This window comes from Protofrankia sp. CiP3 (assembly GCF_917627345.1).
Lineage (GTDB): Bacteria > Actinomycetota > Actinomycetes > Frankiales > Frankiaceae > Protofrankia.
The window spans coordinates 1-5,519 of record NZ_CAKJTM010000087.1; the positions used below are offsets into that span (position 1 = coordinate 1).

Genomic DNA, 5,519 nt, shown 5'->3' on the forward strand with positions numbered 1-5,519 from the left:
GACATCTGTATCCACGCTGTCTCGTCCAACTCAGGCCCATCAACAGACACTAGCGGTCGGCGTGTCTCCGGCACCGGGACGAGCCGCCTCCCGGTCACAACCGTTCACCGGCGTCATCCACCACGGCCTCCTGGCGTCTCGCAATTTTTCTGTCGTTACCTGCGTTATTGTCGATCATTTTTGATGTTGATCTGGACGAGTCAGAGCTTGGCAAGAATCTCGCCCACAGCCGCGATCCCGCAGCTGGAAATCGACTACCTCGTTCTTCTCCTGCCGGCCGATCACCTGCTGCCAGAACCGCGGCCCCGCCTCGCTGAGCGATGGCGCACCAGCGCCGGTGCAGCATCGGCACAGTCGTCAAGCATCCTGGCCCCTTCCGCTACACCGTCGGACCGCGCCCGGCCCGGTCCGCACAGACCTACTGACCAGTAGGAAACCACCCTGCGGCGCGACTTGCACGAGAAATTCAATGGCTCATCACCGACTGACCGGCTGACCAGGTCAAACTCTCCACAGTGAGCTACCAGACCCGGTCCGGAGCACAACCGCCTTTTCAACATCAAAAATAGGATTCGCCCTGGACGACCATGCGCCCGGCCCACCACATTTGGCCTTTGCCCCGACGAGAGCTTTGCGGCCAGACCGGGTTCACGAGGACGAGACAGGTGCATTCATATCGGCGACCACGATGTCCAGCCGCCCTCTCCGTCGACACTCAAAACAGCTCGCTATGAGTGCAATTAACCATGAAACTTGATTAAGTTGGATGATAACATGTGGTCATCCAAGAAAACCAGCCTACCCGAAAACTCCCAGCCAAACAGGCGATCAAGTTTTGGGTACGCATATGATTACTTCATCAGGACTGCTACTTGTTCGTAACCGTCTCAGCCACAACTCGCTGCCACCTGGAGGGCATCACATGCCGCTGAGCACGATGAACAAATTTGCCGCGAAAAATCGTGGAGCCGCTGAAACTGGCCACGTACCGCGGATATCCGTTGCTACCGTGAATTCGTGGCTACGGAGCACCATAGTAATCTTGTGGCATTTGTCTCCTCAGCGTACTCGGTCCGGACCTGTCTGATCGGAATATGATCATAAGATTCAACGCTGGCATCCCAATGATGCGGGCCGCCGGCGGGATCGGCTGTACGTTGGCTGAGGCGTCTTGACCGTGGTCCGCCAACCGCACCTCTTGGCCGTGCGGGAATGGCATCGTCTCGGTTCTTGCCGGGTCCTCCCGGTTGTTACGGAGAGCGCCTGGCCCGAGGGATACGAATCAAGGAGCGGGATTGTGGCGCGTGCGACGCGAGGCGGCGGAAGGAGCAACCGGAAGTGTTGGGTGACGACCGACGAGCCAGGGCGTGGTTCACGCGTCTGGTCAGGAGAAAAGCTGGCCCCGCACGGCACCACCTGGGAACATGGCGGTGTGCAGGTTGACATAAAAGCCGGTGGGCTTGCTCCGAATCCTGTTCACCAGTTCCGGATCAAGGCTGGAAACCGTGCCGGACACCGCGAAAATGCCGCTCGGAACCGGAGCGGTGAATAACGGCACCGCCACTGGCCCGTTGACACCAAACGTGCCCTGGTGAATGTGGCCGAGAGTGGGCGCCACCCCGGTCCACGCCAACGAGTAGCCGACGCGGTTCCCGTCAGGGCGGATGAGCGCGATGGCAAGACTGTGCGGATCCCCCACCGCCGGTCCGCCTGCGACCGGTACCTCCTGGTCCCCAGACAGGAAGGCGTGCAGCGGCCCGTGGTCGACCAGGTCGAGGGGGGAAAGGCGGTGTCCGGCGGGTGCCAGCTGCCCGCGAACAGCCCCACCGGGGAACTCACTGGTGTGCAGGTTCAGGTAGAAGCCAGTCGGGTTGCTCCGGATGGCGGTGACGATCGCCGGGTCGGTGACTGTCACCGCGCCTGCCGCCGCTGTGACAGTGTCAGGCATCCCCTTCTCAGCGAACAGGCCCACCTTGACCGGGCCGTTCACGCCTTTCCCACCCGCGTGGATGTGCCCTAGGGTGGGCGCGGAGATGCCGCTCCAGCGGAACGCAAACGTGGCCCTGTTCCCGAGCACCAGGACCTGCGCCGTAGCCCGGCCGTCCGGGTCTCCAACGGCCGGGCCGCCCGGAACGGGCACCTCCTGGTTGCCGGCGAGTTCCGCCATCAGGAACAGCGGAGTGCGGTCGACGGGTGAGAGCTGGTGGGTGGGCACAGGCGCGGGCGCCCCGTGGTCATGAGCAAGCGCAGGCGCCGCGCCCAGCAGGCTCAGGGCCAGCCCCGCTGATAATATTGTGAGGATGCGCTTTCGCAACGTTCCACATTCCTTTCGTCAAGTTGCTGACCGTAGCGGGTTCATCGACACGCCTGTGGGACACACGGCATAGCCGGGCCAGAGGGTTCACGGCTGGCGACTTGCCGACAGGGCAAGACGTGAGAGGGCTCGGGGCTCCCCCGCCAGCAGGCCGCGGGGCAGCAACAACCCTTGATGGGCCTCGTCGTCGACGAGGTACAGACGCATCACCGCACGGCAGCGGAGACCACCCGGAACAGGCTGGGTGGCCTCCGCCACGATCAGCGCCCGATCGGAAGACCCGTGACATCCGCACCAGGCCAGCGGACCCCGGCAAAGCCTTTCCGGATCCGCCAATCCCGCGGGCAGAGGGCCGTCGGCGGAGTTACGACAGCCTTACCTGCGACCGGGCCTGACGCTTGAGGGTCCGGCGTTCCTCCTCGGTGAGACCGCCCCAGACACCGGCGACCTGCCCGGTCTCCAAAGCCCAGCTCAGGCAGTCGTTCGTGATGGCGCAGCGGCGGCAGACGGCCTTAGCCTGTTTGATCTGCTGTTCCGCCAGGCCGGTCGTGCCAATCGGGAAAAAAATCTCGAGGTCCTCGTCACGGCACAGGGCACTGTGGCGCCAATCCATGTCAAGCCACCTCACCCAGGCCGTGTATGGCGTCGTGAACGGATGCGCTCTGTTCGGCGACGGCGATCAGCCGCAGCGACGCGTATAATGTGACTAATCTCTTATTGATGTCGCAAGCAATCTCCTCCATGGCGTACGGCGTAGCGCCGCTGACCGCCATGACCGGCGCGTAGAACGGGGCCTCCCGTGGCACGACGAGCCGAGGCGACATCTTCGGCGCCCCGGACAACGCGTCCAGCGGTGGATCCGTCGTTCCACTCCGAGCGCTGTCGACATGGATTTTCATGGGGCTGTTGCCGGCCTCAGCCGATAAACGGGCATACCTTGCCATGACTCATGCTCCCCTGCGGTTGCGAATATTCATGCTATGATTGCGAATTTTCTGATCTTCCCGCTTGTTTTTGATATTTGCTCCGAGATTCGACGATGGCTGGAGGCCCCGCCCCTCGCGCCGGGCGAGCAGCAGCTTCACCGGCCCGGCACAGTGGACGATGCCATCACATCCCCGCCGCCCGGCCTCAGCCACTGGACCGCACGACCCCCATAGGATGGAAAATTACCTCTTGATTCCGGGCATATCAAGCACTTCAGCTACCTTTATCATCCCAGCTCAGATGTGTTTTCCCGTTGCCAAGGGCACCACCCGCGAAGATCGAAAATCCAGCACGCAATCAAGATCAACAATGTGCGTCGTGTTCAAACAAGCTCATATACTCCCGGAATCAGCGTCGTTGCTTCTTCGGTGAGGGCCGTCACAGCGTAGTTGATGGGGTTTGGAGAATGCACCAGAGCAGACGGTGCCAGGTAGCTCCAAACGGAGGTCTCCATAAGGAAATCGTGGATGATGATCGGCCTTCCCCGCTTTCGCCCTGGCGCCGCGTCGGCGCCCTGGGACAGGTGGCCGGAATGAATTTCCGCCAGGGCCGGCCGCTTCGAGCGTGTGGCCTGATATTCAGCGGTGATCAATAACCACGGCTCGCCGATCATGTCGACGGCCGAAAAATCGATCTTCGCATTGTACCAGCCGGGTAGCCGCGAAGAAACGACGCGCCCAGTCGCCTACCAGACTCATGACAGTCCCGCTCCTGGCCGTCAACACACGCCGAGGAACATCCGACGCACCATGGCGTCGGCTGGCTGGGCTCCGTATTACGCCGGCCGGAGCGCGGAACACCGCGAACGTCGGCATGGTGAAGCACGCTTGGCGACCGGCCAGCAACACCACCGATAACGGCAGCGTCACAGCCGGAAGCGTCAGTGCCCGCTCTTCCCGACCTGCCCGAGAGCGCCAGTACTTCCATTGTCGCCCCCACTGGCCTCTTGTTTTTTCCCGCCGCGCATCGCGGCGGCGCTGTAGGGGGCGGCCAGTCGACCCGATTAACCGGCTGCCGTATATTTTGTCTTCGCACGATGAGAAAATTCATTAATTCCCGCTAAACCAACATCAACAATCGAGAAAAATCGGCCGCTACACCTGGTGCTCGTCGGGCAGCTGCTCGGTTACCGGGCCTCCCAGGACAAACATCTGGGGACAATCAGCATGCATGCTGACAGCCGTGGATCCCAGCTGGCCGGCATCCCGCATCAGGGCAAACCGCTCGAGGCGCTCGCGCACCTCACCCGCGGCCAGTGGCCCGGTATGACCGGGCGCCACCTCGGCAAGCAGGATCCGTGCCACGGAGGGACCAGCGGTACCTGCCGGCTCGGACAGATCACCAGCAGCTACCACGACGAACCGAGTGCCCGGCACAAAAACGACGTCAGCGCGTTCGGCGCCCAGCTCCAGCATCGTGGTCCGTCGCCCGGTATGAGACCAAATCACATATTCCACCTCAGTTCCGAAAACAGCGGATTCCGACGTGGTTGCCTGCACAAACGCAGGTTCCTCAAGGAGCGCGCCGGGTTGGCAACGGGCGATGGCGACTGCGCCAGGTGACACGCCTCGATACACCGGACCGCGTAGCGTGGGCAACCGCCGCAGACCGTCCGCGGCAAAGGCCGCGATCGAACTACTTTCCAGATTCACGCCCGACCGCAGGATCCCGTCGATATCGGGTTCGTCACCGGCCAGGTATACGCGCAACGCAACAAGTCCAGTGATCAAATCGGTTGTGGACGGGCCGCCTGCCGACGCCCGCAGCCCAGGCTGCTGGGCCAAGAGCCTGGCGATCGCACGGACATGCTCCCCGTGCCGGCGCCGGATGAGGTCAGCCGACTCACGCGGGGACAGGATCGCGGGATGCCCGGTGGACGAATCCGTCGTGACGTCACGCCCCGCGGTCGACGAGGCTGGGACCCCGACCGGCTGCGGAGACATGCTGTCCGCACTCACGAGGTCGACCTGATCCGGCACCGGCCCACCAAGGTCTACCGGCCAGGCATCACCCTCGGTCATCTCAGCGGACGGTGGGCATGCCAGTGGGACAGCATGCTGAGTCAACACCGGACCTGACGACGGTTCGGCCGGTTGCTCCCCCGCATCCGTACAACCAGGCACTTCCTCCCATGGCGGTCTGTCCGCCAGCGCAACGACCTCAACCGGCCGCACCGACATCGTTACCGGATCGCCATGATCCGCAATGGCAACCGGGA

4 protein-coding genes and 1 pseudogene are annotated in these 5,519 nt (G+C 62.9%); all 5 read right to left on the minus strand.

Annotated elements, in window-relative coordinates:
- Positions 1–1,384: 1,384 nt before the first annotated feature.
- Complete coding sequence (locus MJ797_RS21110; protein ID WP_239339805.1) at positions 1,385–2,314, minus strand: CHRD domain-containing protein; 930 nt, start codon at positions 2,312–2,314, stop codon at positions 1,385–1,387.
- Between the two features lie 364 nt (positions 2,315–2,678).
- The gene (locus MJ797_RS21115) at positions 2,679–2,927 is read right to left on the minus strand and encodes a WhiB family transcriptional regulator (RefSeq protein ID WP_239311128.1); all 249 of its coding nucleotides are present in this window, start codon (positions 2,925–2,927) and stop codon (positions 2,679–2,681) included.
- A 1-nt stretch (position 2,928) separates the two neighbouring features.
- Positions 2,929–3,213, minus strand: coding sequence for a hypothetical protein (locus MJ797_RS21120; RefSeq protein WP_239339807.1), 285 nt, complete (start codon positions 3,211–3,213; stop codon positions 2,929–2,931).
- Positions 3,214–3,623: 410 nt separating this feature from the next.
- Positions 3,624–3,914: a hypothetical protein gene (locus MJ797_RS21125; protein WP_239339816.1), complete on the minus strand. Its 291-nt coding sequence runs from the start codon at positions 3,912–3,914 to the stop codon at positions 3,624–3,626.
- A gap of 481 nt (positions 3,915–4,395) precedes the next feature.
- Positions 4,396–5,519: pseudogene (locus tag MJ797_RS21130) on the minus strand (hypothetical protein); the annotation flags it as partial.

What these genes read in the sequence shown, in the direction of transcription:
- MJ797_RS21120 (WP_239339807.1), bottom strand. Translation starts at nt 3,213, where the DNA reads ATGAAAATCCATGTCGACAGCGCTCGGAGTGGAACGACGGATCCACCG.
- MJ797_RS21125 (WP_239339816.1), bottom strand. Translation starts at nt 3,914, where the DNA reads ATGATCGGCGAGCCGTGGTTATTGATCACCGCTGAATATCAGGCCACA.
- MJ797_RS21115 (WP_239311128.1), bottom strand. Translation starts at nt 2,927, where the DNA reads ATGGATTGGCGCCACAGTGCCCTGTGCCGTGACGAGGACCTCGAGATT.